Origin of the sequence: Streptomyces sp. NPDC001796, assembly GCF_042892355.1 — a bacterium.
Taxonomy (GTDB): Bacteria; Actinomycetota; Actinomycetes; order Streptomycetales; family Streptomycetaceae; genus Streptomyces.
This window is the reverse complement of sequence record NZ_JBIAUC010000026.1, coordinates 53186-79708: the sequence shown is the minus strand read 5'-3', so window position 1 is coordinate 79708 and position 26523 is coordinate 53186. Positions and strand designations below refer to the sequence as shown.

General features: G+C 71.2%; 28 protein-coding genes. 12 read left to right on the top strand and 16 right to left on the bottom strand.

Going from position 1 to position 26523, the window contains the following annotated elements:
• The first annotated feature begins 65 nt into the window (after positions 1–65).
• Positions 66–1688: a malate synthase A gene (gene aceB / locus ACFYZE_RS33095; RefSeq protein ID WP_389002397.1), complete on the top strand. Its 1623-nt coding sequence runs from the start codon at positions 66–68 to the stop codon at positions 1686–1688.
• A 4-nt stretch (positions 1689–1692) separates the two neighbouring features.
• On the opposite strand, the gene ACFYZE_RS33090 is transcribed toward aceB, so the two are convergent.
• From ACFYZE_RS33090 to ACFYZE_RS33070, 5 genes are all read right to left on the bottom strand, one after another.
• A complete protein-coding gene (locus ACFYZE_RS33090; protein WP_389002394.1) occupies positions 1693–1962 on the bottom strand; it encodes a SelT/SelW/SelH family protein in 270 nt (89 codons plus the stop codon).
• Entirely contained in the window at positions 1959–2873 is a 915-nt protein-coding gene (locus ACFYZE_RS33085; protein WP_389002391.1) for a HipA family kinase, read from the bottom strand. The genes ACFYZE_RS33090 and ACFYZE_RS33085 overlap by 4 nt, the downstream gene beginning before the upstream one ends.
• A gap of 79 nt (positions 2874–2952) precedes the next feature.
• The gene (locus ACFYZE_RS33080) at positions 2953–3483 is read right to left on the bottom strand and encodes a tyrosine-type recombinase/integrase (protein WP_389002388.1); all 531 of its coding nucleotides are present in this window, start codon (positions 3481–3483) and stop codon (positions 2953–2955) included.
• Between the two features lie 259 nt (positions 3484–3742).
• Complete coding sequence (locus ACFYZE_RS33075) at positions 3743–4585, bottom strand: alpha/beta fold hydrolase (RefSeq protein WP_389002385.1); 843 nt, start codon at positions 4583–4585, stop codon at positions 3743–3745.
• 124 nt (positions 4586–4709) lie between these two features.
• On the bottom strand, positions 4710–5555 hold the full coding sequence (locus ACFYZE_RS33070) for an oxidoreductase (RefSeq protein ID WP_389002383.1): 846 nt from the start codon (positions 5553–5555) through the stop codon (positions 4710–4712).
• Between the two features lie 62 nt (positions 5556–5617).
• Here ACFYZE_RS33070 and ACFYZE_RS33065 point away from each other — a divergent pair, with 62 nt between their 5' ends.
• Positions 5618–6205 (top strand): TetR/AcrR family transcriptional regulator, encoded by a 588-nt coding sequence (locus tag ACFYZE_RS33065; RefSeq protein ID WP_366028798.1) that lies wholly within the window; start codon positions 5618–5620, stop codon positions 6203–6205.
• 24 nt (positions 6206–6229) lie between these two features.
• Positions 6230–6565, top strand: coding sequence for a Tn3 family transposase (locus tag ACFYZE_RS33060; protein ID WP_389002379.1), 336 nt, complete (start codon positions 6230–6232; stop codon positions 6563–6565).
• 284 nt (positions 6566–6849) lie between these two features.
• Here ACFYZE_RS33060 and ACFYZE_RS33055 read toward each other — a convergent pair whose 3' ends face one another.
• A complete protein-coding gene (locus ACFYZE_RS33055) occupies positions 6850–8349 on the bottom strand; it encodes an IucA/IucC family protein (protein WP_389002376.1) in 1500 nt (499 codons plus the stop codon).
• 29 nt (positions 8350–8378) lie between these two features.
• On the opposite strand from ACFYZE_RS33055, the gene ACFYZE_RS33050 reads away from it, so the two are divergent.
• From ACFYZE_RS33050 to ACFYZE_RS33040, 3 genes are read left to right on the top strand one after another with little or no spacing between them, the layout of a single operon-like run.
• On the top strand, positions 8379–9983 hold the full coding sequence (locus ACFYZE_RS33050) for an IucA/IucC family protein (protein WP_389002373.1): 1605 nt from the start codon (positions 8379–8381) through the stop codon (positions 9981–9983).
• A 41-nt stretch (positions 9984–10024) separates the two neighbouring features.
• The gene (locus ACFYZE_RS33045; protein ID WP_389002370.1) at positions 10025–11290 is read left to right on the top strand and encodes a VWA domain-containing protein; all 1266 of its coding nucleotides are present in this window, start codon (positions 10025–10027) and stop codon (positions 11288–11290) included.
• The gene (locus tag ACFYZE_RS33040; RefSeq protein ID WP_389002367.1) at positions 11290–12081 is read left to right on the top strand and encodes a hypothetical protein; all 792 of its coding nucleotides are present in this window, start codon (positions 11290–11292) and stop codon (positions 12079–12081) included. The genes ACFYZE_RS33045 and ACFYZE_RS33040 overlap by 1 nt, the downstream gene beginning before the upstream one ends.
• A gap of 97 nt (positions 12082–12178) precedes the next feature.
• On the opposite strand, the gene ACFYZE_RS33035 is transcribed toward ACFYZE_RS33040, so the two are convergent.
• Positions 12179–12817 carry a winged helix-turn-helix transcriptional regulator gene (locus ACFYZE_RS33035; RefSeq protein ID WP_389002364.1) on the bottom strand — a complete coding sequence of 213 codons (639 nt, stop codon included), beginning with the start codon at positions 12815–12817 and terminating at the stop codon, positions 12179–12181.
• Positions 12818–12903: 86 nt separating this feature from the next.
• On the opposite strand from ACFYZE_RS33035, the gene ACFYZE_RS33030 reads away from it, so the two are divergent.
• On the top strand, positions 12904–14112 hold the full coding sequence (locus ACFYZE_RS33030) for a pyridoxal phosphate-dependent aminotransferase (RefSeq protein ID WP_389002361.1): 1209 nt from the start codon (positions 12904–12906) through the stop codon (positions 14110–14112).
• A gap of 50 nt (positions 14113–14162) precedes the next feature.
• Here ACFYZE_RS33030 and ACFYZE_RS33025 read toward each other — a convergent pair whose 3' ends face one another.
• Entirely contained in the window at positions 14163–14336 is a 174-nt protein-coding gene (locus ACFYZE_RS33025) for a hypothetical protein (protein ID WP_389002358.1), read from the bottom strand.
• A gap of 112 nt (positions 14337–14448) precedes the next feature.
• Positions 14449–15543 carry an alpha/beta hydrolase gene (locus ACFYZE_RS33020; protein WP_389002355.1) on the bottom strand — a complete coding sequence of 365 codons (1095 nt, stop codon included), beginning with the start codon at positions 15541–15543 and terminating at the stop codon, positions 14449–14451.
• Positions 15544–15771: 228 nt separating this feature from the next.
• Between ACFYZE_RS33020 and ACFYZE_RS33015 the strand changes: the two genes are divergently transcribed.
• The 4 genes from ACFYZE_RS33015 (at position 15772) to ACFYZE_RS33000 (ending at position 18471) form a co-directional block, all read left to right on the top strand.
• Entirely contained in the window at positions 15772–16425 is a 654-nt protein-coding gene (locus ACFYZE_RS33015; protein WP_389002352.1) for a histidine phosphatase family protein, read from the top strand.
• Positions 16426–16444: 19 nt separating this feature from the next.
• Positions 16445–17074 (top strand): hypothetical protein, encoded by a 630-nt coding sequence (locus ACFYZE_RS33010; protein ID WP_389002349.1) that lies wholly within the window; start codon positions 16445–16447, stop codon positions 17072–17074.
• 307 nt (positions 17075–17381) lie between these two features.
• Positions 17382–17816, top strand: coding sequence for an acyl-CoA thioesterase (locus tag ACFYZE_RS33005; protein WP_389002346.1), 435 nt, complete (start codon positions 17382–17384; stop codon positions 17814–17816).
• 61 nt (positions 17817–17877) lie between these two features.
• A complete protein-coding gene (locus ACFYZE_RS33000) occupies positions 17878–18471 on the top strand; it encodes an exonuclease (RefSeq protein ID WP_389002343.1) in 594 nt (197 codons plus the stop codon).
• A gap of 129 nt (positions 18472–18600) precedes the next feature.
• Here ACFYZE_RS33000 and ACFYZE_RS32995 read toward each other — a convergent pair whose 3' ends face one another.
• From ACFYZE_RS32995 to ACFYZE_RS32965, 7 genes are all read right to left on the bottom strand, one after another.
• Positions 18601–19977: an 8-oxoguanine deaminase gene (locus ACFYZE_RS32995; protein WP_389002340.1), complete on the bottom strand. Its 1377-nt coding sequence runs from the start codon at positions 19975–19977 to the stop codon at positions 18601–18603.
• A 21-nt stretch (positions 19978–19998) separates the two neighbouring features.
• Positions 19999–20919: a factor-independent urate hydroxylase gene (pucL, locus tag ACFYZE_RS32990; protein ID WP_389002337.1), complete on the bottom strand. Its 921-nt coding sequence runs from the start codon at positions 20917–20919 to the stop codon at positions 19999–20001.
• A 5-nt stretch (positions 20920–20924) separates the two neighbouring features.
• A complete protein-coding gene (uraH, locus tag ACFYZE_RS32985; RefSeq protein WP_389002334.1) occupies positions 20925–21332 on the bottom strand; it encodes a hydroxyisourate hydrolase in 408 nt (135 codons plus the stop codon).
• Positions 21329–21847 carry a 2-oxo-4-hydroxy-4-carboxy-5-ureidoimidazoline decarboxylase gene (gene uraD, locus ACFYZE_RS32980; RefSeq protein WP_389002331.1) on the bottom strand — a complete coding sequence of 173 codons (519 nt, stop codon included), beginning with the start codon at positions 21845–21847 and terminating at the stop codon, positions 21329–21331. Before uraD ends, uraH begins: the two co-directional genes overlap by 4 nt.
• Positions 21848–22001: 154 nt before the next feature.
• Complete coding sequence (locus ACFYZE_RS32975; RefSeq protein WP_389002328.1) at positions 22002–22370, bottom strand: helix-turn-helix domain-containing protein; 369 nt, start codon at positions 22368–22370, stop codon at positions 22002–22004.
• Positions 22367–22615 (bottom strand): hypothetical protein, encoded by a 249-nt coding sequence (locus ACFYZE_RS32970; protein WP_389002325.1) that lies wholly within the window; start codon positions 22613–22615, stop codon positions 22367–22369. Before ACFYZE_RS32970 ends, ACFYZE_RS32975 begins: the two co-directional genes overlap by 4 nt.
• Before the next feature lie 117 nt (positions 22616–22732).
• Positions 22733–25696 (bottom strand): SpoIIE family protein phosphatase, encoded by a 2964-nt coding sequence (locus ACFYZE_RS32965; protein WP_389002322.1) that lies wholly within the window; start codon positions 25694–25696, stop codon positions 22733–22735.
• A gap of 332 nt (positions 25697–26028) precedes the next feature.
• On the opposite strand from ACFYZE_RS32965, the gene ACFYZE_RS32960 reads away from it, so the two are divergent.
• A complete protein-coding gene (locus ACFYZE_RS32960; RefSeq protein WP_389002319.1) occupies positions 26029–26478 on the top strand; it encodes an MSMEG_3727 family PQQ-associated protein in 450 nt (149 codons plus the stop codon).
• Positions 26479–26523: the final 45 nt, after the last annotated feature.

Genomic DNA, 26523 nt, shown 5'->3' with positions numbered 1-26523 from the left:
CGGGGCCCCTGGCACGCGGTGCCGCGACGCCCTCATGCCAGCTCGCCGAAGGAAGTGACAGCCTCATGTCCGCACCAGCGCCGTCCCCGGCGGTCATCGTCGACGCCGCACCCCTGCCCCGGCAGGAGGAGGTCCTCACCGACGCGGCGCTCGCCTTCGTGGCCGAGCTGCACCGGCGGTTCACGCCGCGCCGCGACGAGTTGCTGGCCCGTCGCGCCGAGCGCCGGGCCGAGATCGCCCGCACCTCCACGCTGGACTTCCTGCCGGAGACCGCAGCGATCCGCGCGGACGACACCTGGAGGGTGGCGCCCGCCCCCGAGGCGCTCGACGACCGCCGGGTCGAGATCACCGGCCCCACCGACCGCAAGATGACCGTCAACGCCCTCAACTCGGGCGCGAGGGTGTGGCTCGCGGACTTCGAGGACGCCTCCGCGCCCACCTGGGAGAACGTGGTCCTCGGCCAGCTCAACCTGATCGACGCCTACACCCGCGAAATCGACTTCACCGACCCGGCGACCGGCAAGTCGTACGCCCTGCGCCCGAACGAGGAGCTGGCGACGGTCGTCATGCGCCCACGCGGCTGGCACCTGAACGAGCGTCACCTCCAGGTCGACGGACAGCCGGTACCGGGCGCCTTCGTCGACTTCGGCCTGTACTTCTTCCACAACGCCCAGCGGCTGCTCGACCTCGGCAAGGGCCCGTACTTCTACCTCCCGAAGACCGAGTCGCACCTGGAGGCCCGCCTCTGGAACGACGTCTTCGTCTTCGCCCAGGACCACGTCGGCATCCCGCAGGGCACCATCCGCGCCACGGTCCTGATCGAGACGATCACGGCGGCGTACGAGATGGAGGAGATCCTCTACGAACTCCGCGACCACGCCTCCGGGTTGAACGCGGGCCGCTGGGACTACCTGTTCTCCATCGTGAAGAACTTCCGTGACGGCGGAGCGAAGTTCGTCCTGCCGGACCGCAACGCGGTCACGATGACGGCCCCGTTCATGCGCGCCTACACCGAACTCCTCGTCCGCACCTGCCACAAGCGCGGCGCGCACGCCATCGGCGGCATGGCCGCGTTCATTCCCTCCCGCAGGGACCCCGAGGTCAACAAGGTCGCCTTCGAGAAGGTCCGCGCCGACAAGGACCGCGAGGCGAACGACGGCTTCGACGGCTCCTGGGTCGCCCACCCCGACCTGGTCCCGATCGCGATGGAGTCCTTCGACAAGGTCCTCGGCGACAAGCCGAACCAGAAGGACCGGCTGCGCGAGGACGTCGACGTCAAGGCGGCCGATCTCATCGCCGTCGACTCCCTCGACGCCAAGCCGACGTACGCGGGCCTGGTCAACGCCGTCCAGGTCGGCATCCGTTACATCGAGGCGTGGCTGCGCGGCCTCGGCGCGGTCGCCATCTTCAACCTGATGGAGGACGCGGCCACCGCGGAGATCTCCCGCTCCCAGATCTGGCAGTGGATCAACGCGGGTGTCGTCCTCGACAACGGCGAGCGGGTCACCGCCGAGCTCGCCCGGGAGGTCGCCGCGGAGGAACTCCGGAACATCGAGGCGGAGCTCGGCGAGGAGGCCTTCACGGCCGGCAAGTGGCAGCAGGCCCACGACCTGCTGCTGAAGGTCGCGCTGGACGAGGACTACGCGGACTTCCTGACGCTTCCGGCCTACGAGCAGCTCGAGGGCTGAGGTCTCACTTCTCCGAGTGGCCCAGGGGCTTTCCCGGGGCCACTCGGTTGCGTACGAGCTGCTTCACGGCCGTCGGCTCCGGGAACCCCTGCTCCCGCCGGTCCCACACCACCTCGTCGTTCACGCGGACGACGAACACACCGCCGGTACCGGGCTTGAGCGACAGCTCGGTCAGCTCCGCCTCGAAGGTGGTCAGCAGTTCCTGCGCCAGCCAGGCCGCCCGGGGCAGCCAGCGGCACCGGGTGCAGTACTCGATCTGGACACGGTGGGTCATTTCAGGTGCACCGACCAATCCTGTTCCGCGGCTGGTTTGCCGTGCAGGTCCGGGACCCGCTTGAGCCAGCCCGGCCGGCCTTGCTGTGTCCGCGCCGCGCGCTGGGCCTCCTCGGCGGCGCGCTGCTCCTGGGTGGGGAAGTCGGTGGGCAGCCATGCCTCGGACGCCTTGACGCGGGCAGTGAGGTAGTCCACGTAGGCGTCACGGACGTCGCCGGGCGTCGCGAAGCCCGGCTCGTCCGCCAGCCAGGCGTCCGGTACCTCCTCGGTGACCTCCCGCAGCAGCTCCTCGGTCACGAGCGGCGCCAGGACGTCCTCCGCGCCCCGCATGTCCGGGCCGAAGTGGCCGAGGGCGTGATGGCGGAAGTCGTAGGCCTTCTCGGGTGCCGAGGCGTCCCAGCGGTGGTGGAAGACGAGAGCGGCACCGTGGTCGATCAGCCACAGCCGCGGGGGCGCGACGCCGAGGGTGGGCCAGACCATGAGGTTGGAGCTGTGCACCGTGCGGTCCACGTTCACGGTCAGCGCGTCGAGCCAGATGATCCTGCCGGCCTCCACCGGGTCGACGGGGAAGACCTGGGCGACCTCGGGCGTGAAGTCCCGGGCGCCCGGCAGGTAGTCCATGCCGAGGTTGAGGCCGGGGCTGGCGTTCAGCAGGTCGCGCACCTCCTGGTGCGGCTCGTGCGCGCCGATCGCGGGGTCGAAGTGGGCGAGGACCAGCTCGGGGACGCGCAGCCCGAGCCGGCGCGCCAGCTCCCCCACGATGACCTCGGCCACCAGGGCCTTCGTGCCCTGTGCGGAGCCGGTGAACTTCACGACGTACGTCCCCAGGTCGTCGGCCTCGACGACTCCGGGGACGGAGCCGCCGGAGTGCAGGGGCTCGATGTAGCAGGTAGCGGCGACCTCTCTCAGCATTTTCGAAGGCTCCACCGCTGATTATCTTTGCATTTCACGGCCACCTCCAAGGCGCTGTAATCCGAGGAAACGTCCACGATCAGCCCTGGGGAGAATCTGGGGAGTGTCGGCTGGCATGCTCGTCTCCCTGTCTCCCCAGCAGTGCATCGATGGCGGTCCGACCCTTGCTTCCGGCCTCCGGCATGAAGTGAGCATAGTAACCGAGCGTGACAGCTGGGGTGGAATGCCCGAGCCATCGCGCCAGCGTCACCACGGACTCCCCCGCCTCCACCATGATCGAGGCGTAGGTGTGCCGCAGCACGTGGAAGCCGTCCTTCGGCGCTGCCTCCCACTGCCACTTCTTCGCCCCCTTGCAGTGTGGCGGAATGATGCCAGCCTTGGCCGGCGCCGGTTTCCAGGTGTAGGTGTTCCACGTGTTCACCGCTATGGCATTGCCGAACCGCGTGGTGAGCAGGAGTGGGAACTTCCTCCGCCGCCCGTCCGCCTCCGGCTTCCCCCACGGAAGCACCACCTCCACCGGCGGGAACGCCTCGACATGACGCTTCAGCTCTTCGGCCACCGAGGCGGGCATGTCGACGGTGCGTGTCTTCGCTCCCTTCGGCAGACGCACATAGCCCGCCCGAGGGACAAAAGGTCATACCGGACAGGGAGATCACGTGTCCGCCTGGTAGGAGATCAGATGTCCGCCCGGAGGGAGGTCGGCGTGTCCGTTGACATCACGGACGGTTGGCGGTCGTACTCCGGTTCTCAGGGGCAGTCCTGGCCTTGCTCGACCGTGTCTTGGCGGTCGGCGCCGTCCCTGACAAGGATCGGCAGCAGGGAGGGCCTCGGCGGGGTGGCGCAGGTTCTTGCCCGGATCCACCGTGGGATCACGGTTCGTGACCAAGGTCGCCGATGAACTCTGTCAGCAGGGTGGCGAACTGCTGCGGTGCCTCTTGGTGCGGAGCGTGGCCGACGCCTTGGATCACTTGAACCTCGCCGCGCCACAGCGCAGGAATGTCCAGCTTGCGCAAGTAGTCGAGGCTGACCAGCTGCTCGTCGGCGCCCTGCAAGATCGCCAGCGGCCGGCGGAGTTCTGTGACGATCGTGATCTCGTCCGCGAACCGGGCCGCCGAAGCGCTGGACTGCAGCCCTGCGCGTGCCGCGCCGTCGGTGGCCAGGATGTCGGACACGAACTCGCCGGTGTCGAGCGGCGAGCCAGGCGCGATGAAGCTCTCAGCGGCCAGCATGGCTTCGGATTCGCTGACGTGCGCGGCGAAGAGGGCGCCTATCGCCGGGTTCGGCAGAAATGCCTCCGCCATCTGCGCAGGTGACGCGACCGGCGGCGCGCCGAAGACGACGAAGCCGCGTGCGTCCGACAGCATGGGCGCGGCCTCCATCGCGATCTGCCCGCCCATGCTCCAGCCGACGACGACCGCGTCGGGGACACCGAGCTCCTGCGCGAAGGCGGTGAGCACGGCCGCGTATCCCGGCAGCGAGTAGTCGGCATCGTCCCTGGCCGGCGCGGACTGCCCGTGACCGGGCAGATCCAGCGCAAGGCAGCGAAACCGCCGGCCGAAATCACCGTCCATCACCGGAAGCCAGGTCCTGGCGGATGACGAGTTGCCGTGAACGAAGATGACTGTGTGACTGTGGTCTTGGCTGCCCTGGTCGGCAGGGCTCTCCAGGTAAGAGATCTGCTGCCCGTCGATCTTCGTGCTCAGCTGTTTCACTCGACACCTCTCGGTTCCGCCAGCCGGTCCCCCCGGCCGCCGCCCAAAGCCTGGCTCGCTGATTCCAACCGAGTTGCCCCTCCCACAGAGCCGCGCTCGGTTCTTTTGCACCATCGGCGCACTGTCAAAGACTGAACGACACGCCTGTGAGCGTCTCCGAAACATCCCAGAGTCGCCGGGCGAGCTCCGTGTCCTGCGCGGTCTCGGACCGGCCGATCAGTTCGGCTCCGCCGCGCATGTGCATCCAGTGTTCCGGTCCGGTGAAGCTGTCGCCAGGGAGGTCGCCGGTGGCGGCGTACAGTACCGGCAAGGCGCCATGTTCCGGGTCCTGCGCGAGCAGGCGGAGCATCAGCCTGGTGACAAACCCGGTCGACCGGTCGTAGATGTTCGTCGCGACGAAGCCTGGGTGCGCCGCGACCGCCAGCACGCTCGACCCGGCGGCCTTCAGCCGACGTTGCAGTTCGGACGAGAACAGCACGTTCGCCAGCTTCGATGTGGCGTAGGCGCGGGACTGTTTGTAAGGGGTGTGCTCCCAATGGAGGTCGTCGAAGTTGATCCGCCCCATTCGCTCCGCTTGTGACGCCAATGACACCACTCGTCCGGTGACGTGGGGCAGGAGCAGGTTCGTCAAGGCGAAGGGACCGAGATGATTGGTACCGAACACCCGCTCGAATCCATCGGCAGTCCTTTCCAGCTCGGGGATTGAGACGCCTGCGTTATTGATCAGTAGATGGATCGGGTCCCGCCAGTCGGCGGCGAAACGGCGTATCGATGCCAGGTCGGCCAGGTCCAGTTGCCGCACCTCTGTGTCACCGGGCGTCGCTTCGGCGGCGCGCCTGCCCTTCGCCGTGTCGCGCACTGCGAACACGACGCGTGCGCCGTACCCGGCGAGCGTCTTGGCGGTGGCGAGACCGATCCCGCTGTTCGCGCCCGTCACGATGACCGTCTTGCCGATCAGGTTGGGGTTCATGACGACGAGACTAGGCACTGTCTAGTAAATAGTCAACGTCTAGTTTCCTGTAGGGTGAAGGGGTGAACCCTAGGCCCTTCCACCACGGGAACCTGCGAGCCGCCCTGCTGGACCAGGCGGAGCGAACCTTGCGTGAGGACGGTATCGACGCGCTGTCGTTGCGCGAGCTGGCACGGCAGGTCGGCGTCAGCCACGGCGCACCCCGGAGCCACTTCATCGACCGGCAGGCACTGCTGGACGCCCTCGCCGAGCGAGGCTTCAACCGCCTCGCCGACGAAATAGGAGCAGCGATCAGTTCCGACGCCGTGGACTACAAGCAACGATTCCGCGCTGCCGCAGCCGCATACGTGCACTTCGCGGTCACCGACACCGCGCTCCTGGACCTCATGTTCACCGCGAAGAACGGCAACGCCCCTGAAGGGCTGCGCGTCGCCTCAGAACGACTTTTCGCGACCTTCCGCAACCTGATCGACCGCAGTATCAAGGCCGGAGAACTCAAACCTCAGGACCCGCACCGACTACAACTGCTCCTCGCCGCCGTCATGCAGGGGATCGCGGTCCTCGTCAGCACCCGCCGAATCTCCACGGAGGACGGTACCTCCCTCATCGACGACGCGATCTCTCTCCTGGTCCGCGAACAGGACGGGTGAAGAGACAACGAGGCTGCGCCGCCCGTGGTCGAGAGCTTCCACTTGCTGAGGACCGAAGAGGGCGGCCCCGCCCCGCACGGCGAAGCCGCGGGGTCCACTCCCGTCCGACAGACCGGCCGGGCAAGCCACGACCTGAGCCGCGAGATCCACGGCGGGCTCCAGGTCGTGAAGAACTGGAACTCGGCGAACACTGTCCTGCACTACGGCAAGGACGGCACGCTGACCGGCCCGGACAAGGAGCACGCCGAGCCCTTGATGCTCGCCCTGCACCTGCTCCGGTCCAGCCTCGTTCACATCGACACCCTGCTGCTGCAGCAGGTCCTCGCCGAACCGGAGTGGGCCAAAAAAGCTGTCCGATGAGGACCGGCGTGGGCTGACCGCGTTGTTCTGGTCCAACATCAATCCGTACGGCACCTTCCGGCTCGACATGGACAAGCGCCTCGAACTCCCCATGCCCGCCACGGTTCCCGGCCCACGGCGGGCAGCCGATGACGTTGCCCGCCGGCACCGGTAGGTCACCCAAAGCGACCCCGGTCCGGACCGGACTGAGCGACGATGATGCGATGACGATCAGGCGTGTGGTGGCGGGACGGCTGGGCAGCCGGCCCTGATGGCCATCGGCATATATGAGCGCCCAGCGGCGCTCAGCGGCGGGCCAGCGGATTCGGCAGCGGCAGATAGCGCGCGTCCGCGCCGTCCGCGCCCGTCCAGCGCAGCAGGAGGTTGGTCTTGCCGGGCAGGGTGGGCGAGGCGAGCAGGGCGGGGATCTCGGGGACGGGGTGGCGGGACAGCTCGGCGCGGGCGGCGGGCCAGGGGTTCCAGCCGGGGTGGCGTTCGGACAGCAGGGCGGCCACCTCGACGAGGTTGTTGACGACCAGGCAGTACACCAGCCGCTCCCAGCCCTTCTCGCGTGACACGTCCGCCAGGAGCTTCACGCCCTCCGCGTCCCGGAACAGGGCCTGCACGGGAAGTCCCGTGCCGTCCACCGCGACCAGCGTGTTCTGCAGGTGCGCCTCGAGGACGACACCGTGCCGTTCGAACGCCTCGAGGGCCGGGGGCACGACCTGGCGCAGATACGCCGTCCACCAGGCGGCGGGGTCGGTGAGCGCGTCGAGCGGGCTGCCGTCGAACCCCTCGACCAGGGCGGCGGCGAGCAGCGGGGTGGCGCCGGGCAGCAGGTGCGGGCGCAGCCCGTCGCGGACCAGGACCGCCAGTTCCTCGAAGGCGAAGGCGGCCGTGCGCCAGCCCCGGTCGCTCAGCCAGACCGCCGGACCCCGGTGCGCCGCGAACGCGGAGGCCGCCGCCGCGTCGGTGCGGCGCAGCCTGAGCAGGTCGTGGCGCCACAGCCGGCGGATGTCGTTGGTGATCCGCACGTCCAGGCTGAACTTGACGAAGAGGTCGTCCTCGGGGGCGTACACCGTGCGGATGGCGGCCGTGGGCCACACGGGCCGAGCGGTCTCGCCGAGCCGGATCAGGCGCCCGTCCTCGAACGCCTCCGCGATGTCCGGGCGGGCGCCGACCAGGGCGAGCTGCCAGGGATGGGCCGGCAGCAGCCGGTAGCCGCGCGGGGCGGGGCCGAGCGCGTCCAGTGCCGAGGTGTCGCCCTCCTCGACGATCGTGTCCTCACGTACACCCAAAAGGGTGAGCGGGAAGCGGCCGTACGCCTCGGGCGCGTACGGCAGCCAGCTCACGACGGGTCCGCCGCCGCGGGCCTTCGGGGCCGGGTGGTGGGGGTGCCCGGTGATCAGGGACTGTTCGGAGCGCACGTACGGGTCGTCCGGGGCCGTCAGACGGGCGCGTGCGGCCAGGATCGCGGCCACCGCGTCCCGGCTGTCGAGCATCTCGCCGGGCAGTTCCGGGTTGGACAGGCCGGTGGCGCGGCGCAGCTCGTCCGCGGTGAGTTTGACCAGCTCGGCGTGGGTGAGCGGGTGCCAGGAGCCGCCCGTGTACAGCTCGGGGTCGCGGGGGCGGCGTGTGCCGCGCACGCGCAGCAGCCGGCCGCCGGCCCGCAGGCGGTGGACGCCCAGCTCGCCGGCGGGCTCGGCCGCCTCCCTGAGCAGGCAGTTCAGCAGCGGCGCCGCCGCGTGGGCGTCGGCGCGCGCGGGGACGTCGTCCCTGGGGTGCATGGGGTCCACGCGATCCATTCGTTCCGTACGGTGCACTGGCGATCAGTATGTCTGTCGTGGACCCGTGCCACGACGCATCGCCCCGTCCCCGAGGAGCTCCGACCGTGCCCCCTTCCTCTCCCGCCGAGGTTTCCGCCGAGGCCGCGCTCGCCGCCGAGCTGGACGCCGTGCGGCCCGATCTGTCGGCCTCCTACGCGGCGGCGCTCCCCGGCGCCCGGGCCGCCGTCCTCACACGTCTGTGGCGGGCGCTGGCCCATGAGCCGCTGCCGTGGATCGCGCGCCGGGAGCGGTCGGCCGACGGGCTCACCCTTCGCCTGGGCGACGGGCGGCGGCTGCACGGCCCACCCGCGGACCCGTACGCAACTGCCGCGTACGTCACCGAGGTGCTGCTCGACGGGCGGGCCCACGACCACGCGGCGGCGCTGATCACGGCACTCGGTGTGCCGCACGGGGACGCCTTCGCCGCCGAACTCGGCCACAGCACCGCCTCGCTGGCGCTGTCGAGGGCCGGCCAGCCGCGTCAGGCGCCCGTACCGGTGACGAGCTGGGAGTGGGAGCAGCGGGTGGTCGACGGGCACCCCTACCACCCCAACTGCCGTTCGCGCCCCGGCTTCTCGGTGGCCGAGCAGCTGGCGTACGGGCCCGAGCACCGGCCGCTGGTGCGACTGGGGCTCGTCCCCGTGGGCGACGCCCTCGTACGGGGTGAGTGGCCCGCGTGGCTGCGGGACGGCGAGCGGGCGGTGATCCCGGTCCACCCCTGGCAGACGGCGCATGTGCTCGGTGTGGCGGCCGAGGAAGGTCCGGCCGCTCGTCCGCTGATGTCCCTGCGGACCCTCGCGCTGCCCGACGGCGGTCCGCATGTGAAGACCGCGGTCAGCGCGCGGCTGACGTCCTCCGTGCGGGACATCTCGGTCTCCTCGATCGAGACGGCCCTCGCGGTGTCCGGCTTCCTGGAGTCGATGGCCGCGCGCACGGACGGTCTGCTGCACGTCACCCGCACCCTGGGCGCGGCCGGCGCCCACTCCCCCGATCTCGCCGCCGTGCTGCGGGAGCCGCCGGAGGCGTACGCGGACACGGCGGTCGGCGAGCGGGTCGTCCCGGTGGCCGCCCTGCCGCTCACCGGGCTGCCCTCCTCCCCCGCCTGGCTCGCCGGGTTCACACGGCTCGCCCTCACCGTCGGCCTGCGGATGCTCGACCTGGGGGTGGCCCTGGAGGCGCACGGACAGAACCTCCTGGTGGTGCTGTCGCCCACGGGTGAGCCGGTGCGGCTGGTCTACCGGGACCTGGCCGACATCCGGGTGAGCCCGGCCCGGCTGGCCCGGCACGGCGTCAAGGCCCCCGAGGTGGCCGACCGGATCGTCACGGACGACGAGACGACGCTGCGCCGCAAGCTGTTCGGCTCGCTCGTGGCGGGCGCGCTGGCCTCCACGGCGGGTTCGGCGTCCGCGCTGCGGGGGGCGCTGGAGGCCGTCGTACGGGATCTGCCGGACACCCCCGATCTGCCGGACACCCCCGATCTGGCGGTTCTGCGCGAAGAGCCGCTGCCCACCAAGGCCTTGACGCTGATGCGGCTGTCCCCCGAGCGGTCCGGGGATCTGTGGACACGGCTCCCGAACCCGCTGTCCACGCAGTCCGATCCGCTCGGTCCTTGATCGTTTTGAAGCGCGACCCCATTGATCAATAAGATCCGCCGATGATCACAAGACAACGGCTGGCGGCGGGAGTCTGCGCCCTGCTCGCCGCCCTGGCGGCCGGGATCGCGGTTCCGGCCGATGCCGTCGCCGACGAGACGACAGCCCAGGACGCGCCCAAGGTCGATCTCGTCCTCGACGTCAGCGGTTCGATGCGGGCGCGGGACATCGACGGCGGTTCGCGGATGGCCGCGGCGAAGCAGGCCTTCAACGAGGTTCTGGACGCGACGCCGGAGGAGGTGCAGCTCGGCATCCGGACGCTGGGCGCCAACTACCCGGGCAACGACCGCAAGACGGGCTGCAAGGACACCGCGCAGCTCTACCCGGTCGGCCCGCTGAACCGGACCGAGGCCAAGACCGCCGTGGCGACGCTGCAGCCCACCGGCTGGACCCCGATCGGCCCCGCCCTGCTGAAGGCGGCGGACGACCTGGACGGCGGCAACGGCTCCAAGCGCATCGTCCTCATCAGCGACGGCGAGGACACCTGCGCCCCGCTGGACCCGTGCGAGGTGGCCCGGGAGATCGCCGCCAAGGGCATCGGGCTGACCATCGACACCCTGGGGCTCGTGCCGGACGCCAAGCTGAACAAGCAGCTCAGCTGTATCGCGGAGGCGACCGGCGGGACGTACACGTCGGTGCAGCACAAGGAGCAGCTGTCCGACAAGGTGAACCAGCTGGTGGACCGCACGGCGGACCGTACGGTCACCCCGGTCGCCGTGGACGGCACCGACCAGTGTGCGACGGCGCCCTCGCTGAAGTCCGGCCTCTACACCGACCGTGAGGAGTTCGGGCAGCACCGCTTCTACCGTGTGGACGTCAAGCCGGGCCAGGAACTGCGCGCCTCCGTCAGCGTGTCCGACGACCGGCAGGTCGACCCCGACTACGGCGTGACGCTGCGGGCCGTCACGGTGCACGGGCGGGAGATCGTGCGCGGCGAGGCCACCGGCTCGGGCCGCACGGACGCGCTGTCGACGGGTCTGCGTTATCCGAAGGCCGAGAGCGACGACGAGGACGCGCCCGCCGAGACGGTGTGCCTCCAGGTGGCCAACTCCTTCTCCCCGGCGGCCGGTGTGAAGACCACGCCCGGGCTGCCGCTGGAGCTGACGGTCGACGTGGTCGACGGACCCGGCACGGCGAGCGACGTGGCCGCCTTCGGTCTGGGGCGCGGCTGGTGGCTGCTCGGCGCCCTCGTCCTGACCGGCTTCCTGGCGGGTCTGCTGTGGGGCTGGCTGTCGCGCTGGCGGATCGCCGTCTGGAGGACCAACTGATGCGTATCGCACGAGTGCTGACCGTGGCGGCCCTGCTGCTGGGCGCCGCCGCCTCCCCGGCCCTGGCCGACTCCTCGCCCTCGGCGAGCCCGTCCGGCGGCAGCGCCGCGCCCACCTCGGCCGGCACGTCGTTCCGTACGGCCACGGAGATCCAGCAGGGGCAGCAGGCCACGGCGAGCGCCTCCACGGGCGACTACCTGTACTGGCAGTTCCCGGCGGAGGAGCGGCAGCGGCCCACCGTGCGGGCGACCGTCAAGCTGCCGTCTTCGCCGCGGAGTTCGGCGCAGACCTGGCAGCTGGACGTGTACGACGGGCTGCGGCGCCGCCAGGCGTGCCAGTACGGGGCGCAGACCCGGACCGCCGCCCGGGACGCGTCGTCTGTGAGCCTGTCCTGCACGCTGCGCACGGTGCGTGCCTGGGCGGAGCCGTGGGCCAACGACCCGCTGCCGGGCACCTACTACATACGGCTCACCGTCGTGGGGGTCGGCACCGCCGACCTCGGGCAGCCGGCGAACGCCGAGGTCCGGGTGGATTCCAAGGACGTCGGCGGCTCGGCGGCGGTGGACGGTTCGCTGGCGGAGCCGCTGGTGCCGGGGATAGCGACGAGGTCCGAGAAGTCGGACACGGACACGGCCGCACTTTCGAAGCTGAGGCCCGACACCTCCGGCTGGTGGTCCGACCGCTGGGTGTGGACCGGGGTCGGCGGCATCCTCGCAGCGCTCGCCGGCATCGGCGGCTACGCGCTGACCCGCGGCTCGGGCCGCCCGTCCCGAGTCCCGCCGGGCGCCTGAGAACCGGCCCCGTCACCGGCCGCCGTCAAGGCGAAGGCCCGCCGCGCAATCCCTCAGCGCGGCGGGCCCCAGTCCTGTCAGCCCCGCCGCGCCACCGTCAGTCCCCGCGCAGCGCCTTGGCGAGGGTGCCGTCCCCCGACACCTCCGCGCGCCCCTCACCGACCGCCTGGTGGAGCGTCAAGCAGCCCTGGCTCAGGAGGGTGCACGTCTCCGCGTCGAGGACCAGCCGGGCATCGGGCTCCTCCGGGGCGGCCCCTTCGCCGTAGACCGGGCCGTCCTCGGCCCCGAGCCGCAGGTGGAACTCACCCTCCTCCAGCCGGACTTCGATCAGCCCCTCCCCCACGCTCTCGTTCTCCAGCGTGCGCAGCAGCGGCAGCGCGTACCAGTGGGCGCGCACCGCGTCCGTCGGCCGGCGCTCCCCCAGCGCGGGGCCGCCCCAGGTACCCAGCGCCTGGAGCACGGGCAGCAACCCCCGTCCGCGAGGCGTCAGTTCGTACACGTAGGCGGCTCCGGGCGGTGGCAGCCGGCGCCGCGTGGTCAGCCCGTCGCGCTCCATGTCCCTCAGTCGGGAGGCCAGCACGTCCGTGCTCACGCCCGGCAGGTCCGCGTGCAGATCGGTGTAGCGGCGGGGACCGGCGAGCAGCTCGCGGACGATCAGGAGGGTCCAGCGGTCGCCGACGACGTCGAGCGCGCGGGCCGTGGAGCAGTACTGGTCGTAGCTTCGGCGAGGTGACATGCGACGCAGTCTAGACGTGTTGTTGGACTTTCCAAGCTGCCACTTGGTAAAACCAAGCAACACAAGTCACCGGAGGGGAAGCGGCCATGGAGTTCCGGCAGTCGAGCAAGCTCAGCGAGGTCTGTTACGAGATCCGCGGCCCCGTGATCGAGCACGCCAACGCGCTGGAGGAGGCGGGCCACAGCGTCCTGCGGCTGAACACCGGCAACCCCGCGCTGTTCGGTTTCGAGGCGCCGGAGGAGATCCTCCAGGACATGATCCGGATGCTGCCGCAGGCGCACGGCTACACGGACTCGCGCGGCATCCTCTCCGCGCGCCGCGCGGTGGCGCAGCGCTACCAGGAGCGGGGCCTGGAGGTCGGTGTCGACGACGTCTTCCTCGGCAACGGCGTCTCCGAGCTGGTCTCGATGGCCGTACAGGCGCTGGTGGAGGACGGCGACGAAATCCTCATCCCCGCCCCCGACTTCCCGCTCTGGACGGCCGTGACCACGCTGGCGGGCGGCAAGGCGGTCCACTACCTGTGCGACGAGCAGTCCGACTGGTACCCGGACCTGGACGACATGGCGTCGAAGATCACGGACCGCACCAAGGCCGTGGTCATCATCAACCCCAACAACCCGACCGGCGCTGTCTACCCCAAGGAGATCCTGCAGGGCATCCTCGACCTGGCCCGCCGCCACGGCCTGATGGTCTTCGCGGACGAGATCTACGACCAGATCCTCTACGACGACGCGGTCCACCACTCGACCGCCGCGCTCGCCCCCGACCTGGTGGTCCTCACCTTCTGCGGCCTGTCGAAGACGTACCGCGTGGCGGGCTTCCGCTCCGGCTGGCTGGTCGTGACGGGGCCCAAGCAGCACGCGAAGGACTACCTGGAGGGCCTGACGATGCTGGCCTCCATGCGCCTGTGCGCCAACGCGCCCGCCCAGTACGCCATCCAGGCCGCGCTCGGCGGCCGCCAGTCCATCGACGAGCTGACCACCCCGGGCGGCCGCCTGCACGAACAGCGGAACCGCGCCTGGGAGAAGCTCAACGAGATCCCCGGCGTCACGTGCGTGAAGCCCAAGGGCGCGCTGTACGCGTTCCCGCGCCTCGACCCCAAGGTGCACCGGATCCACGACGACGAGAAGTTCGTCCTGGACCTGCTGCTGCGCGAGAAGATCCAGGTGGTCCAGGGCACGGGCTTCAACTGGCCGGCCCCGGACCACTTCCGCATCCTGACCCTGCCGCACGCCGACGTCCTGGACACGGCGATCAGCAGGATCGGACGGTTCCTCAGCGGCTACCGGCAGTAGCGCGACCGGCCGTCCGGGCAGGGGGCTCCGGCTCTCGGGCCGGACGATCGTCAGCCACGGAGGGTGACCTGCCTTGGGCCGTTGAACGGGGCGAGGGAGGTCACCGTCTGCGGCGTCCGCAGCCCGTCCTCCTCCGCGAACAGCGCCCGCACCGCGGTGAAGGACCCGTCCTCGGCCGTCACCCGTGCGGCTCCGTCGTACAGCTCGCGGATGGCGGCCGTCATCCCTGCCGAAATTCCCCGGTGAATGTCCATGGACGGGAACAGCCCACGCCCCGCGTCCAGTTCCTCACCGGACGCGGGGCATCGGTCCCTGTCCCTCGGCGTCTCAGCTGCCTCAGCTGCCCAGGGCCTGACGCAGGGCCGTGGTGGCCTGCGCGACCGCCGACTTGGCGGCCTGCGTGTTCGCGAGGCCGTTGAGCATCACGAAGTCGTGGATCATCCGCGGGTAGTGGGTGGCGGTGACGGGGACGCCGGCGGCGCTGAGCTTGGCGGCGTACTGGCGGCCCTCGTCGGCCAGTACGTCGCTGTCGGTGATGACCAGCGCCTTGGGCAGGCCGCGCAGCTCGGTGGTGGTGGCGCGCAGCGGGGAGGCGGTGGACCGGCTGCGGACCGAGGTGTCCGGTGCGTACTGGTCCCAGAACCACTTCATGCCCGCGGCGGTCAGCCAGCACCCGGTGGCGAAGCGCCGGTAGGACTCGGTGGTGAAGTCGGCGTTGGTGACCGGGTAGAACAGCACCTGCTGGGCCAGCTTGGGACCGCCGCGCTGCTTGGCCATCAGGGTGACGGCGGCGGTCATGTTTCCGCCGACGCTGTCGCCGGCCACGGCTAGCCGGGAGCCGTCGACGTTGATGTCGTTGCCGTGCTGGGCGACCCACTGGGTGGCGGCGTAGGCCTGCTCGTCGGCTACGGAGTACCTGGCCTCCGGTGACCGGGTGTAGTCGACGAAGATCACCGCGGCCTTGGCACCGTTGGCGATCTGCCGTACCAGCCGGTCGTGGGTGGAGAAGTCACCGAGGACCCAGCCACCGCCGTGGAAGTACATGACGGCCGGCAGCCTGCCGGTCATGCCGTGCGGCCGCACGATGTGCAGGGAGACGGAACCGGTGGGGCCGCCGGTGATGGTCCGGGTGGTGATGTCGGCGGGCAGCTTGGACACCGGGTAGGCGGCCTGGAGCTTCAGGAGCGACTGGCGGGCGGCGGTGGGCGTCTGGTTCTGGATCGGCGGGCCGTCCGCCGCGGCCAGCTTGTCGAGAAACGCCTGGGCGCCGGGTTCGAGGGTCACTCGCGGGTCGCCGCAGGGCGCCTTGGGGGTGGCGGCGGCGGCCGGGGCGGCCAGGGCCGGGACGACCGCGAGAGCTGCGGTGGTGAGCAGCGCCGTGAGACCGGACAGGGGCTTCAACGGGGACCGGGAGCGTCGGATGGCGCTCATGGGCGTCCTCCTTCCGAGGGTCACTTCGTCAGCGAGCCTTCCTGCGCTCCTGGCCGTTCGGCCCGCCGGGATGGGCCGATGGTGTGGCGCCGTACGGCCGCCCGGGTGACCGGCGGGCTGGTGCGGTTTGCGGGCCCCGGCCGTTGTCGGGTGAGGGCGGCCGACGCGGTCGGTCGTGCGGGCGCCGCCCGCAGGTGTCACCGTACGAGGGACGGAAAGGGGACGGCGATGGGTGACCTCCTGCTCGTGCGGCACGGCGAGACCGAGTGGTCCCTGTCCGGCCGGCACACCGGGCGGACCGATGTCCCGCTGACCGAGCGCGGCCGGGAGCAGGCGCGCCGACTGGCTCCGCTGATCGCGCGGCATCACGTGGCCGCCGCGTTCGTCAGCCCGATGCGGCGCGCCCGGGAGACGGCACGGCTGGCCGGGATCGGCGGGGCGCGGGTCGACGCGGACCTCTCGGAGTGGGACTACGGCGGGTACGAGGGCGTCACGACCGTCGAGATCCACCGGACGCGGCCGGAGTGGTTCCTGTTCACGGACGGTGTCGCGCCCGGGCCGCCCGAGCATCCCGGGGAGAGCCCGGAGGAGGTCGGGACGCGGGCGGAGCGAGTGCTCGCCAGGATCGACGCGGCGCTCGCGGAGTCGGAGGGCAGTGTGGTCGTCGTCTCGCACGGGCACTTCCTGCGGGTGCTGGCCGCGCGGCGGCTCGGGCTGTCGGCCTCGGCGGGGGCGTTGTTCCAGCTCTCGACGGGGACGGTGAGCCGGCTGAGCACGGAGCACGGCCGTCATGTCGTGGCCGGCTGGAATGTCCGACCCGACGCGTACTGTTCCCATGGGTCCCTCTCGGCGGGGGAGGCGGGGCCGTCCGAGGGGCACTGAGACTCTGAGGGGAGGGGATGTGATCCGACCGCCGACCGCCGCGCAGCGGCGCCTGATCGAGGCCGCCGATCCCGTGACCGGGCGGCTGCGGGGGACGGATGCTCAGCTGGCGGCGCTGGTGAAGCGGGGGCTGGCCTTCCGGCACCCGCGTCCGCCGCACGACCACTTCCTGACCCCGGCGGGGCATCGCATACGGGAGACGCCCGCCGAGGAACCGGCGCCGGGCGCCCCGGCCGTGGCGGACTCGGGCGTGTTCGCGGCGCGGGTCGGCGGCGAGGAGACCGCGGATGCGGGGCCCGCCCGGATGCGCGAGGTGCACAGCGCCTGGCAGGGGCTGCTGGAGCTGCGCCGGATGACCAATCCGGGTGGCGCCACCGACCGCCCGTGCGGCTGGGAGCGGCAGCATCTGGTGCGGGCCGCCGCGCTCGCCCTGGAGGCGGCCGGGCACCGGCCCGCGACCGGCGGCCGGGGCAGCGGCTACCGGGTGCGCGCGACCCCGCAGCCGGAGGCGGTCGCGGTGCACGAGCCGGACCTCGCGGCACTGCGCGCCTGCGCGGCCACGCTGGAGCGGGCGGGCTGGCAGGTGAGCGAGCACACCGAGCCGCGGACGCGGGAACGGTACGTGCTGGCGTCGCCGAGACGCGTGTGACGGACGCCGGACCGCGCCGTCGCCGTAGGACTGCGCGCTGCGGCAGCCGAGACCGATGAGCGCTGTGCGAGTGCTCTCCGGGTGGAAGTCGCCGCGCCTGCGCAGCGGTTCGAGCGAGTGCTTGACGCGCGCGACGGCCGTGAGCCCTTGGCAGCGGCTGCGGCCGTGCACGGCAGGCGTCATGAGTTGTTCCACTCACCGTCCCGCGCCCGGGCGGGAGTTGACGATCGCGCGCCGACCGCTGCCGTACATTCGTACATCTGTATGTCGTCCGATGCCGTCACCTGCGTCGCTGTGGAGGAACACCGTGGCCGAGCACGTCACCGAACCGTTCTCCGTCCGCGTCACCGTCCGGGGCTATGAGACCGACGCCCTGGGGCACCTCAACCAGAGCGTCTACCTGCAGTACGCGGAACACGCCCGGTGGTGCGTGCTCCAGGAGGCCGGGGTGGGCCAGTCCGAGTTGCTGTCCAAGGGGGTCGGTCCCGTCGTCCTGGAGACGACCATCCGCTATCAGCGGGAACTGCGCGCGGGCGAGGAGGTGGACGTGACGTGCGCCTTCGAGTGGGGCGAGGGCAAGACGTTCCGGGTGGTGCAGACGATCCGGAAGGCGGACGGCACGGTCTCCGCCGACATCGCCTCGGTCGGCGGTCTGCTGGACCTCAGGGAGCGCAGGCTGGTGGCCGACCCGCAGAGCTGCTTCCGGGCGCTGGCGGGCAGGCCGGAGTTGTTCGGGCTGTGAGCACCGGGTCCTGGCCGAACAGGGATGCGAGGCGTCCGGCGACCTGGGATGCTGCGGGCCCATGGCCGCACGACGCATCAAGCCCAGTCTCTGCATCTCCGTCGACATCGAGGCGGACGGCCCCATCCCGGGCCCGTACTCGATGCTGAGCCTCGGCGCGGCGGTCGCCGGCGTGCAGGACGCGGACGGGTTCACGGCCTCCGACCCGGAGCGGGACACGTTCTACCGGGAGCTGCGGCCGATCAGTGAGGAGTTCGTGCCCGAGGCGCTGGCGGTGAGCGGCCTCGACCGGGACAGGCTGACGACGGAGGGGGCCGAACCGGCCGTCGCGCTCGCCGAGTTCTGCGACTGGGTGCGACGGGTGAGCGCGGGCGCGCAGCCGGTGATGTGCGGGTATCCGGCGTCGTACGACTGGACGTTCCTGTACTGGTACCTGATCCGCTTCACCGGCGGGAGTCCCTTCGGGCACTCGGGCTGCCTCGACATGAAGACGCTGTACGCGGCGAAGGCCGGGCTGCCGCTGCGGGCGGTGGCGAAGGGCACGATGCCTCGGCACCTGCTGTCGAAGCGCCGCCACACGCACCATGCCCTGGACGACGCCATCGAGCAGGCCGAACTGCTCGCCAACCTCATGAGGTGGCCCGGCCCCGCATAGGCGCCCGACATGCCGTCCCCGGGGCGCGCACGTCCCTGCGCGCCCCGGGGACGGTCGCCGTGGACCCCGTTCGGGTCCGCGGCCACCGGCCGGGAGCCGTCCCTCCCGGCCGGAGTCCTCGACGGCCGGTCAGCCCTGTTCGGCGATCCGCGCCAGGCGCCGGGCCTCGTCCCGCGTGGAGCGGGCGACGGCGTCCTCGTCGACGGTCAGCAGCCTGCCGTCCTCCACGATCTGACGGCCGTTCACGAACGAGGCGGTGACCGGTGCCGCCGCCCCGAAGACCAGCGCCGTCACCGGATCGGCGATCGAGGAGTGGGCGAGCGTGTCCATCCGCCACACCACCAGGTCGGCCAGCTTGCCCGGCTCCAGGGAGCCGATCTCCCGTGCGCGGCCCAGCACCTGGGCGCCGCCGTGGGTGCCGAGGCGCAGCGCCTGGCGGGCGTTCAGGGCGGCTTCCCGGTGGGCGCCCAGGCGGTTGATGAGGAGCGCGTTGCGCAGTTCGGTGTGGAGTTCGCCGGACTCGTTGGAGGCGGTGCCGTCCACACCGAGGCCGACCGGGACACCCGCGGCGAGCATGTCGGGTACGCGGGCGATGCCGGCCGCCAGGCGGGCGTTGGAGGACGGGCAGTGGGCGACCCCCGTCCTCGTACGGGCGAAGGCGGCGATGTCGGAGTCGTTCATGTGGATGCAGTGCGCCATCCACACGTCCTCCCCGAGCCAGCCGGTGGACTCGAAGTAGTCGGTCGGGCCCATGCCGAACAGCTCGTGGCAGAACTTCTCCTCCTCCACCGTCTCCGAGCCGTGGGTGTGCAGCCGTACGCCCTTTCTGCGCGCCAGCTCCGCTCCCTGCCGCAGGAGTTCGGTCGACACCGAGAAGGGGGAGCAGGGGGCCACGGCCACCTGCGTCATGGCGTCGAAGGAGGCGTCGTGGTGCTCGTCGACGGTCGCCTCCGTGGCGGCCAGCGCGCCTTCCAGGGTTTCGACGGCGAAGTCCGGCGGCAGGCCGCCGTCCGACTCGCCCCGGTCCATCGAGCCTCGGGCGAGGGTGAAGCGGACTCCCATCTCGCGGGCCGCGCGGATGATCGCACCGGACAGGTCGCCGGAGCCCCTCGGGAAGACGTAGTGGTGGTCCATGGCGGTGGTGACGCCGCCGCGGGCCATCATCGCGAGCGATCCCTGGGCCGCCGCGTACACCATCGGCTCGTCGATGCGGGCCCACGTCGGGTACAGGGCGACGAGCCAGTCGAACAGGTTGTGGTCGGTGGCCAGGCCCCGGGTGATCCACTGGTAGAAGTGGTGATGGGTGTTGACCAGGCCCGGGGTGACGAGGTGGCCCGTCGCGTCGATGCGGCGCACGACGTTCTCGAGGCCCTCGGGGGCCGCGCCCGGGCCGACCGACTCGATGCGGTTGCCCGCGATGACGACGTGACCGCTCGCGTGCTCGGTGTCGTGCGCGTCGACGGTCGCGAGGGCGCAGTTCTCGATGACGATGCGCTGGGCTGTCATGGTTCGTGGTTCTCGCTTCCGTCACAGGTTGGTGAGGTCCACCGCAATCCGAGCCTCGCACCCGTCCCGCAGGACGGTGGCCTCGATCAGGCCGTAGGGGCGGTCGGCGGCGAAGTACACCTCGTTGTCGTTCTTCAGCCCGAACGGCTCCAGGTCCACCAGGAAGTGGTGCTTGTTGGGGAGCGAGAAGCGGACCTCGTCGATCTCGGCGCGATGCTCGATGATGCGGGCGCCCATCTCGTACAGCGTCTGCTGCAGGGAGAGGGAGTAGGTCTCGGCGAAGGCCTGGAGCAGGTGCTTCTTCGTCTCCTGGTAGGACGTCTCCCAGTCCGGCGTCTCCTGGGCGTCATCCGTCCAGTTGAAGCGCCAGCGGCCGGTGACGGAGGTGGCCAGGATGCGGTCGTGGGCCTCGGGCAGCGTCGTGTACTTGTCCTTGACGTAGCCCCAGAACTCGGAGTCGGTGGAGTTCATCACCGTCAGGTCCTTCAGGCCGGAGACCACCTCCCAGGACGACCCGTCGTAGGTGATCTGCGTCAGGCGGGTCTCCTGGCCTGTGCGGACGAACGAGTGCGCGCCCTTTCCCGAGTGCTCGATCCGGTCCCAGGCGTACTCCTCGATGCGGATGCGGGCCCGGTGGATCGGCTCCTGCGAGGTCACGAAGTGGCGGGCGAGGTGGATGCCGAACTGCTCGGCGGAGTCGACGCCGTGCTCCTTGGCGAACGCGTACACCGTGTTCTTGGTGGTGTCGGTCGGCAGCACGTTGGCGTTGGAGCCCGAGTAGTGGACCTCGTCCATGTCCCCGCTCAGCGACACCGAGACGTTGAGGTCCTTGATGTGGTGGGTGGCGCCGTCCCGCGTGATCCTGACGACACGGTTCTCGGCCTTGCCGTACTGGTTCGGCCCCAGCACGGGGCGGGCCGGGCGGGAATTGACTGCTGCCATGTGTGCTAGCTCCCTCGGTAAACGGAGTAGCCGAACGGGGTGAGCAGCAGCGGTACGTGGTAGTGCTCGCCCGGTGCGACGGCGAACGTGACCGTCACTTCCGGGAAGAACGCTCCTCGCGCACCGCTGTCCCGATTCGCGGGGGCGTCCTGCTGCGCATCGGCTTGCTTCTTGTCGGACCTCTCGAAGTACGCCTCGACCGCGAAGTCGAGCCGTACGTGGGTCGTCCCCTCCGGCAGGGCCGGAAGGTCCTTGCACCGGCCGTCCGCATCGGTCGCGGAGCCGCCGAGCGCCTGCCAGTCCGCGTCACGGCGGGCACGGGCGGCGAGACGGACGGCGACGCCCGTCGCGGGGCGGCCGATGCTGGTGTCCAGGATGTGCGTGGACACGGAGGCGGTGGTGCGGTTGCTCATGTGTTGTCGCCCTCTTCGACGATGCGTGCCAGCCGGATGCGGTTGATCCTGCCCAGCTCGGTGCGGACGATCTCCCGTTCCTGTTCCGGCGCGTTGCCGATCCGCTCCTTGACCGCGTCCCTCATCTGCTCGCCGGTCTTCCCGGTCGCGCAGATGAGGAAGACGTGGCCGAACTTCTCCTGGTACGCCAGGTTCAGCTCGAGCATCTCCGCCTTGAGTTCGTCGGAGGCGCCGGCCATGCCCCGCTGCTCCCGTGCCGAGGCGGGATCACCCGGCTCGGGCCGGCCGATCGGCGGGTGCCCGGCCATGGCCTCCTCGAGATCCGCGGTGGTCAGCTCCGCCATGGCGGCGTCGTTCGCGGCGTAGAGGTCCTCGGCGGTGGCGTAGGGGCGCCCGGCGAGCAGCCGTGCGGCCCAGGCCGTGGACGTGCACACCTCGTGGAGAGCGGCGCGGGCCGCGGGTTCTTCCAGGGCGTTGAAGCGGGCGAGACCTGGCGGCGTGGGAGTGGACGTCACGGGTGCCTCCGTGGCCTTGGTCCTTGAGCGGGCTGCGAACAGCTAACGCCCTTCGCCCACATGCGGTCAACAGTTTGTTGAAAATTCTGGGTGACAAGCCGGGGTGGGCCGCTCACCGGCGCGAGGGCCGAGCCGCTCAGGGCACGGGGGCCCGTCAGGACTCCTTCTCGCGGTTGAGGTAGTTGTAGACGGTGAACCGGCTGACGCCGAGCGCGCCGGCGACGGTCTCCACTCCGTGGCGCACGGAGAAGGCGCCGCGCGCCTCCAGGGTCCGTACGACCTCCTGCTTGGCCTTGCGGTCCAGTTCGGACAGGGGCTTGCCGCGCTTGCGCTCCATGGCGGCCAGGATGTGATCCAGCGAGTCGGCGAGCTGCGGCAGGCGTACGGCGACGGCGTCGGCGCCCTCCCAGACGAGCACCACGTCGTCGGGGCCGGCCTGGTCCGGGGGGAGCATCTCACCCCCCATGGCGTCGACCAGCGGTTTCACGGCCGTGATGAACGGCTCGTCCCCGGTGCCGGTCACTTGTCCTCCCCGACCACGTTGACCTGGAGCGAGATCCTGGTGGCACCGGCCTGGAGGGTCTTGCGCAGCAGCGCGTCGACGGCGGTGAGCACGGCGTCGGCGCGGCCCTCCGCGGTGTTGCCGAACGGACCGACGTCCACGGCGTCCAGATCGGCGGCCCCTATGACATCGCGGGCCACCAGCGCGTGCGCGGGCGCCTCATCGAGGTCGAAGGGCTCGGTCGTGAACTCGATCCTCAAACGCATACTGCCCCCAAACGCCGACTGACCTGCGCCTTCACCAGGACCGCCCGTTGCGGGGGCACGCCCGGCAGCGACTCTAACGGAAGCGGGGCCGCCGTGGACGGCGGTCGCGAAGGGCGGTCAGGACAGGGGCCGTTCCAGGGACTGTTCGGTCCAGATGATCTTGCCGTCGGCGGTGTAGCGGGTTCCCCAGCGCTCGGTCAGCTGCGCGACGAGGAACAGTCCGCGCCCGCCCTCGTCCTCGTTGCGGGCACGCCGCAGCCGGGGCGAGGTGCTGCTGCCGTCGGAGACCTCGCAGATCAGCGCCCGGTCCCGAAGGAGACGCAGCTGGACGGGGCCGGTGGCGTGCCGGATGGCGTTGGTGACCAGCTCGCTGGCGACCAGCTCGGCGGTGTAGCCGAGTTCGTCCAGGCCCCATGCGGACATCTGGCCGGTGACCGCCTCACGCGCGCGGGAGACGACCGCCGGATCACTGGGGAACTCCCACTCGGCGACCCGCTCCGGGCCGAGCGCGTGCGTCCGGGCCACGAGCAGGGCCACGTCGTCGCTCGGCCGGGACGGGAGCAGGGCGTCGAGGACGGCCTCGCAGGTGTCCTCCGGCGCCCGGCCGGGGCAGGCCAGGACGCTGCGGAGCTTGTCCAGGCCGGTGTCGATGTCCCGGACCCGGTCCTCGATCAGACCGTCGGTGTAGAGCACCAGTTGGCTGCCCTCGGCCAGCTCCAGCTCGACCGTCTCGAACGGGGTCCCGCCGAGCCCGAGCGGCGGGCCCGACGGCAGGTCGACGAAGTCCACGCTGCCGTCGGGGCCGACGACCGCGGGGACCGGGTGGCCGGCCCGGGTGAAGGTGCACCGCCGGGACACCGGGTCGTAGACGGCGTACAGACAGGTGGCTCCGACGATCCCGGCGTCCGGGTAGGTGGGCTCCACGGCCCAGCCCTCGCCGCGGTCCAGGCGTCCGACCAGGTCGTCGAGGTGGGTGAGGAGGTCGTCGGGCGGCAGGTCCAGGGAGCAGAAGTTGTGCACGGCGGTGCGCAGCCGGCCCATGGTGGCCGCGGCGTGCAGTCCGTGCCCGACGACGTCGCCGACCACCAGGGCCACCCGGGCGCCGGACAGCGGGATGACGTCGAACCAGTCGCCGCCGACCCCGGCCTGCGCGGGCAGGTAGCGGTAGGCGACCTCGACGGCGTTCTGCTCGGGCCGGCCCCGGGGCAGCAGGCTGCGCTGCAGGGCGAGGGCGGTGTTGTGCTCGCGCGTGTAGCGGCGGGCGTTGTCGATGGAGATCGCCGCGCGGCCGGCCAGTTCCTGGGCGAGGGAGAGGTCGTCGTCCTCGAAGGGGGTGGGCTTCTCGGAACGGTAGAAGCTCACCACGCCGAGGATCGTGCCGCGGGCCCGCAGGGGCACGGTGATCAGGGAGTGGATGCCCTCGGTCAGTGCACGTCCGAACCGCGCCGGATCCTGGGCGATCCACCCCTCGGCCTCGGACAGGACGGGTTCGAGCACGGACTGCCCGGTCTCCAGGCAGCGGACCTGCGGGGTGGACGGCACGTAGTGGACGAGGTCGCCGATGCCGTACACGGGCAGTTCCTCCCGCACGCTGCCGAGAGCGACCCGGCGCAGCGGGGTGTGACCGCCGAGCGGGCCCGGCTCCTCGCCGAGCAGCACGGTGTCGGGCAGGTCGACGACGGCGAGGTCGGCGAACCGGGGAACGGTCACCTCCGCCAGCTCCTCGGCGGTGCGGGTGACGTCCAGGGTCGTGCCGATGCGCACGCTGGCGTCGTGCAGCAGCTCCAGGCGCTTGCGGGCCAGGACCGCCAGGCGGCCGACGCCGGGCTCACCGACGAGCAGCAGCCAGCCCTCGGCGCCGGTACCGCCGTCGTCCGCGGTCGGCCCAGGCCGGGTGCGGGGCTGGGGGGCGGCGTCGGGCAGCGTGGGCGCGGTGGCCAGAGGCGGCGCCACGGCGCGCAGGACGACCGGAGGGGTTCCGTCCGGTCCGGCGGGGGCGCGGGGCGGTGCCGGTGCGGTGATCGGCGGTGCCTGCGGGGTGAGCAGGGCGGACGCGACGGTCTGCGGCGGCGCGAGCGGTTGCGGTGGTGGGAGCGACGGCGCCGGCGGGGCGAGTTCGACATGGCGCAGGTGCGGGCCCCCGGCGACACGGGCCTCCACGACCACACCGGTCTCACCGGCCGCTCCCCTGACCTGGCGGCGCAGCAACGTGGCGACGCGCCCACCGGACAGGGCCACTTCGTCGAGGGTGCGCTGGGACGAGGCGATCAGTTCCTCGGCCTTCTCCCGCAGCACGGCCAGGTCGATACGGGTGAGGGTGTCGCCGTCGAAGCCGGGCGCGTCGCCCATGTGCTGGGGCTGCCGCGGCAAGGCGGGTGCGTCGCCCGTGTCCCGGAAGGCCCGCTGGTACGCGGAGAGAAGCGCCCGCTCCCGCTCCGTGGCCTGTTCCAGCAGCCGCCCCTCGATGTCGCGGGCGGCCTGCCGCACCAGCCGCAACATGGCGGGGTCGCCGTCCTCGCGCAGGCAGGTGAGGTCGAGGACGGCCTCGATCCGCCCGCTGAGCGGGTCGCGGATGGGCGAGCCCGCACAGGCGAACGGCTGCAGGCAGTCGGCGAAGTGCTCGCGGCCGACGACGTAGATCGGGCTGCGTCCGGCCAGCGCCGTACCGACGCCGTTGGTGCCCGCGGCCCGCTCCGAGGCGTCGAAGCCGGGGGCGAAGTTCACCGAGTCCAGACGCCGGCGCAGCTGCCGGTCACCACCGTGCCGCTGGACCATGTGGGCCCGCGCGTCGCAGAACGCGACCGCCATGCTCACATGGGCCAGTGACGCGGTCAGGCCCTTCAGCACGGGATCTGCCGCGCGCAGCAACCGGTCGTCCAGCGCCGGGTCGGCGGCGTAGGGCACCAGGAGGCGGTGCGGCTGCACGCCTTCGGACCTGCACCGCTTCCAGGAGTCGAGGACCGAGAGCCGGACGTCTGTTTCGACTCGTGCGCCGGCCAGGAAACGTTCATGGGCATCGACGAGACCGCCGATGTCGTCCCAGGCGACGGACACCGCGATCACTTCCCTCACGGAGGGCATGCTTCCAGCCCTTCACCGTAGCCCCATTATGCCGCGAATCACAACATCGAAAACATGGCCGCAAAAGGAGACACCCAAGGGATATGGGCCCCGTGGCCAGGGGGGATCCACCGCCGGAAGTCCGTGATCGCCACTACCGGGGGCCGGCTCCGGACCACCACGAGCAGCGCCGCTCGACCCGGGAATTCGTGTTGCGTATTATGCGCCTTCGAGCGGGAATTCGCAATAATCTCGGGAAATTCCTCGAAATGGGCCCGCAGCGTTTTGCGTGAAGCGCCGACGGCTACCCGAAATATGAGATTTGAATCCGCCGCAAACAGGAGGTCGGGCCGATGACGACCGGAGCCGAGCAGGAACTGCCCGAGCTGTACGGGCAGAACAAGGCGACGCTGGGTCGGCTCCTCGCCCACGGGGGCCTCGGGCGGGCCGAGGAGGGTTCCGACGGCCGTCTGCACGCCCAAGTGCGGATTCCGCCCGACGAGCTGATGTGGGAGCCCTCCATCGTCGTCATGCCCCATGCGGGCGACCTGGAGATCGAACTCCTCAACGACGACACGAACACACACTGCGCGCTCCTGCCGAGCAACGGCGACAGCAAATGGATGTGGCTTCCGGTGTACTCACGGGGGAAGACCGTGCTCAACCTGGACGGCCCGGGTTATTACTGGTTCGGTTCGAACGTCGGCAACGACGAGGGGCGCGGCCTCGTCGGGGTGATCGCCGTGATGGGGGATGTTCCGCAGGATGCCCGGCTCGACCGCCCGGAGCAGCCACGGCCGTAGAAACCGCCCGGGAAAGGGCCGCCCGGTGACCGCCGGGCCGGCAAG

What these genes read in the sequence shown, in the direction of transcription:
- ACFYZE_RS33025 (WP_389002358.1), bottom strand. Translation starts at nt 14,336, where the DNA reads ATGACGGCCGCCATCCGCGAGCTGTACGACGGAGCCGCACGGGTGACG.
- ACFYZE_RS33070 (WP_389002383.1), bottom strand. Translation starts at nt 5,555, where the DNA reads ATGAACCCCAACCTGATCGGCAAGACGGTCATCGTGACGGGCGCGAAC.
- ACFYZE_RS33035 (WP_389002364.1), bottom strand. Translation starts at nt 12,817, where the DNA reads ATGTCACCTCGCCGAAGCTACGACCAGTACTGCTCCACGGCCCGCGCG.
- ACFYZE_RS32960 (WP_389002319.1), top strand. Translation starts at nt 26,029, where the DNA reads ATGACGACCGGAGCCGAGCAGGAACTGCCCGAGCTGTACGGGCAGAAC.
- aceB (WP_389002397.1), top strand. Translation starts at nt 66, where the DNA reads ATGTCCGCACCAGCGCCGTCCCCGGCGGTCATCGTCGACGCCGCACCC.
- ACFYZE_RS33045 (WP_389002370.1), top strand. Translation starts at nt 10,025, where the DNA reads ATGATCACAAGACAACGGCTGGCGGCGGGAGTCTGCGCCCTGCTCGCC.
- ACFYZE_RS33090 (WP_389002394.1), bottom strand. Translation starts at nt 1,962, where the DNA reads ATGACCCACCGTGTCCAGATCGAGTACTGCACCCGGTGCCGCTGGCTG.
- ACFYZE_RS33000 (WP_389002343.1), top strand. Translation starts at nt 17,878, where the DNA reads ATGGCCGCACGACGCATCAAGCCCAGTCTCTGCATCTCCGTCGACATC.
- ACFYZE_RS33040 (WP_389002367.1), top strand. Translation starts at nt 11,290, where the DNA reads ATGCGTATCGCACGAGTGCTGACCGTGGCGGCCCTGCTGCTGGGCGCC.
- ACFYZE_RS32965 (WP_389002322.1), bottom strand. Translation starts at nt 25,696, where the DNA reads ATGCCCTCCGTGAGGGAAGTGATCGCGGTGTCCGTCGCCTGGGACGAC.
- ACFYZE_RS33030 (WP_389002361.1), top strand. Translation starts at nt 12,904, where the DNA reads ATGGAGTTCCGGCAGTCGAGCAAGCTCAGCGAGGTCTGTTACGAGATC.
- ACFYZE_RS32970 (WP_389002325.1), bottom strand. Translation starts at nt 22,615, where the DNA reads ATGCGTTTGAGGATCGAGTTCACGACCGAGCCCTTCGACCTCGATGAG.
- ACFYZE_RS32995 (WP_389002340.1), bottom strand. Translation starts at nt 19,977, where the DNA reads ATGACAGCCCAGCGCATCGTCATCGAGAACTGCGCCCTCGCGACCGTC.
- ACFYZE_RS33020 (WP_389002355.1), bottom strand. Translation starts at nt 15,543, where the DNA reads ATGAGCGCCATCCGACGCTCCCGGTCCCCGTTGAAGCCCCTGTCCGGT.
- uraH (WP_389002334.1), bottom strand. Translation starts at nt 21,332, where the DNA reads ATGAGCAACCGCACCACCGCCTCCGTGTCCACGCACATCCTGGACACC.
- ACFYZE_RS33085 (WP_389002391.1), bottom strand. Translation starts at nt 2,873, where the DNA reads ATGCTGAGAGAGGTCGCCGCTACCTGCTACATCGAGCCCCTGCACTCC.
- ACFYZE_RS33050 (WP_389002373.1), top strand. Translation starts at nt 8,379, where the DNA reads ATGTCTGTCGTGGACCCGTGCCACGACGCATCGCCCCGTCCCCGAGGA.
- ACFYZE_RS33055 (WP_389002376.1), bottom strand. Translation starts at nt 8,349, where the DNA reads ATGGATCGCGTGGACCCCATGCACCCCAGGGACGACGTCCCCGCGCGC.
- ACFYZE_RS33015 (WP_389002352.1), top strand. Translation starts at nt 15,772, where the DNA reads ATGGGTGACCTCCTGCTCGTGCGGCACGGCGAGACCGAGTGGTCCCTG.
- pucL (WP_389002337.1), bottom strand. Translation starts at nt 20,919, where the DNA reads ATGGCAGCAGTCAATTCCCGCCCGGCCCGCCCCGTGCTGGGGCCGAAC.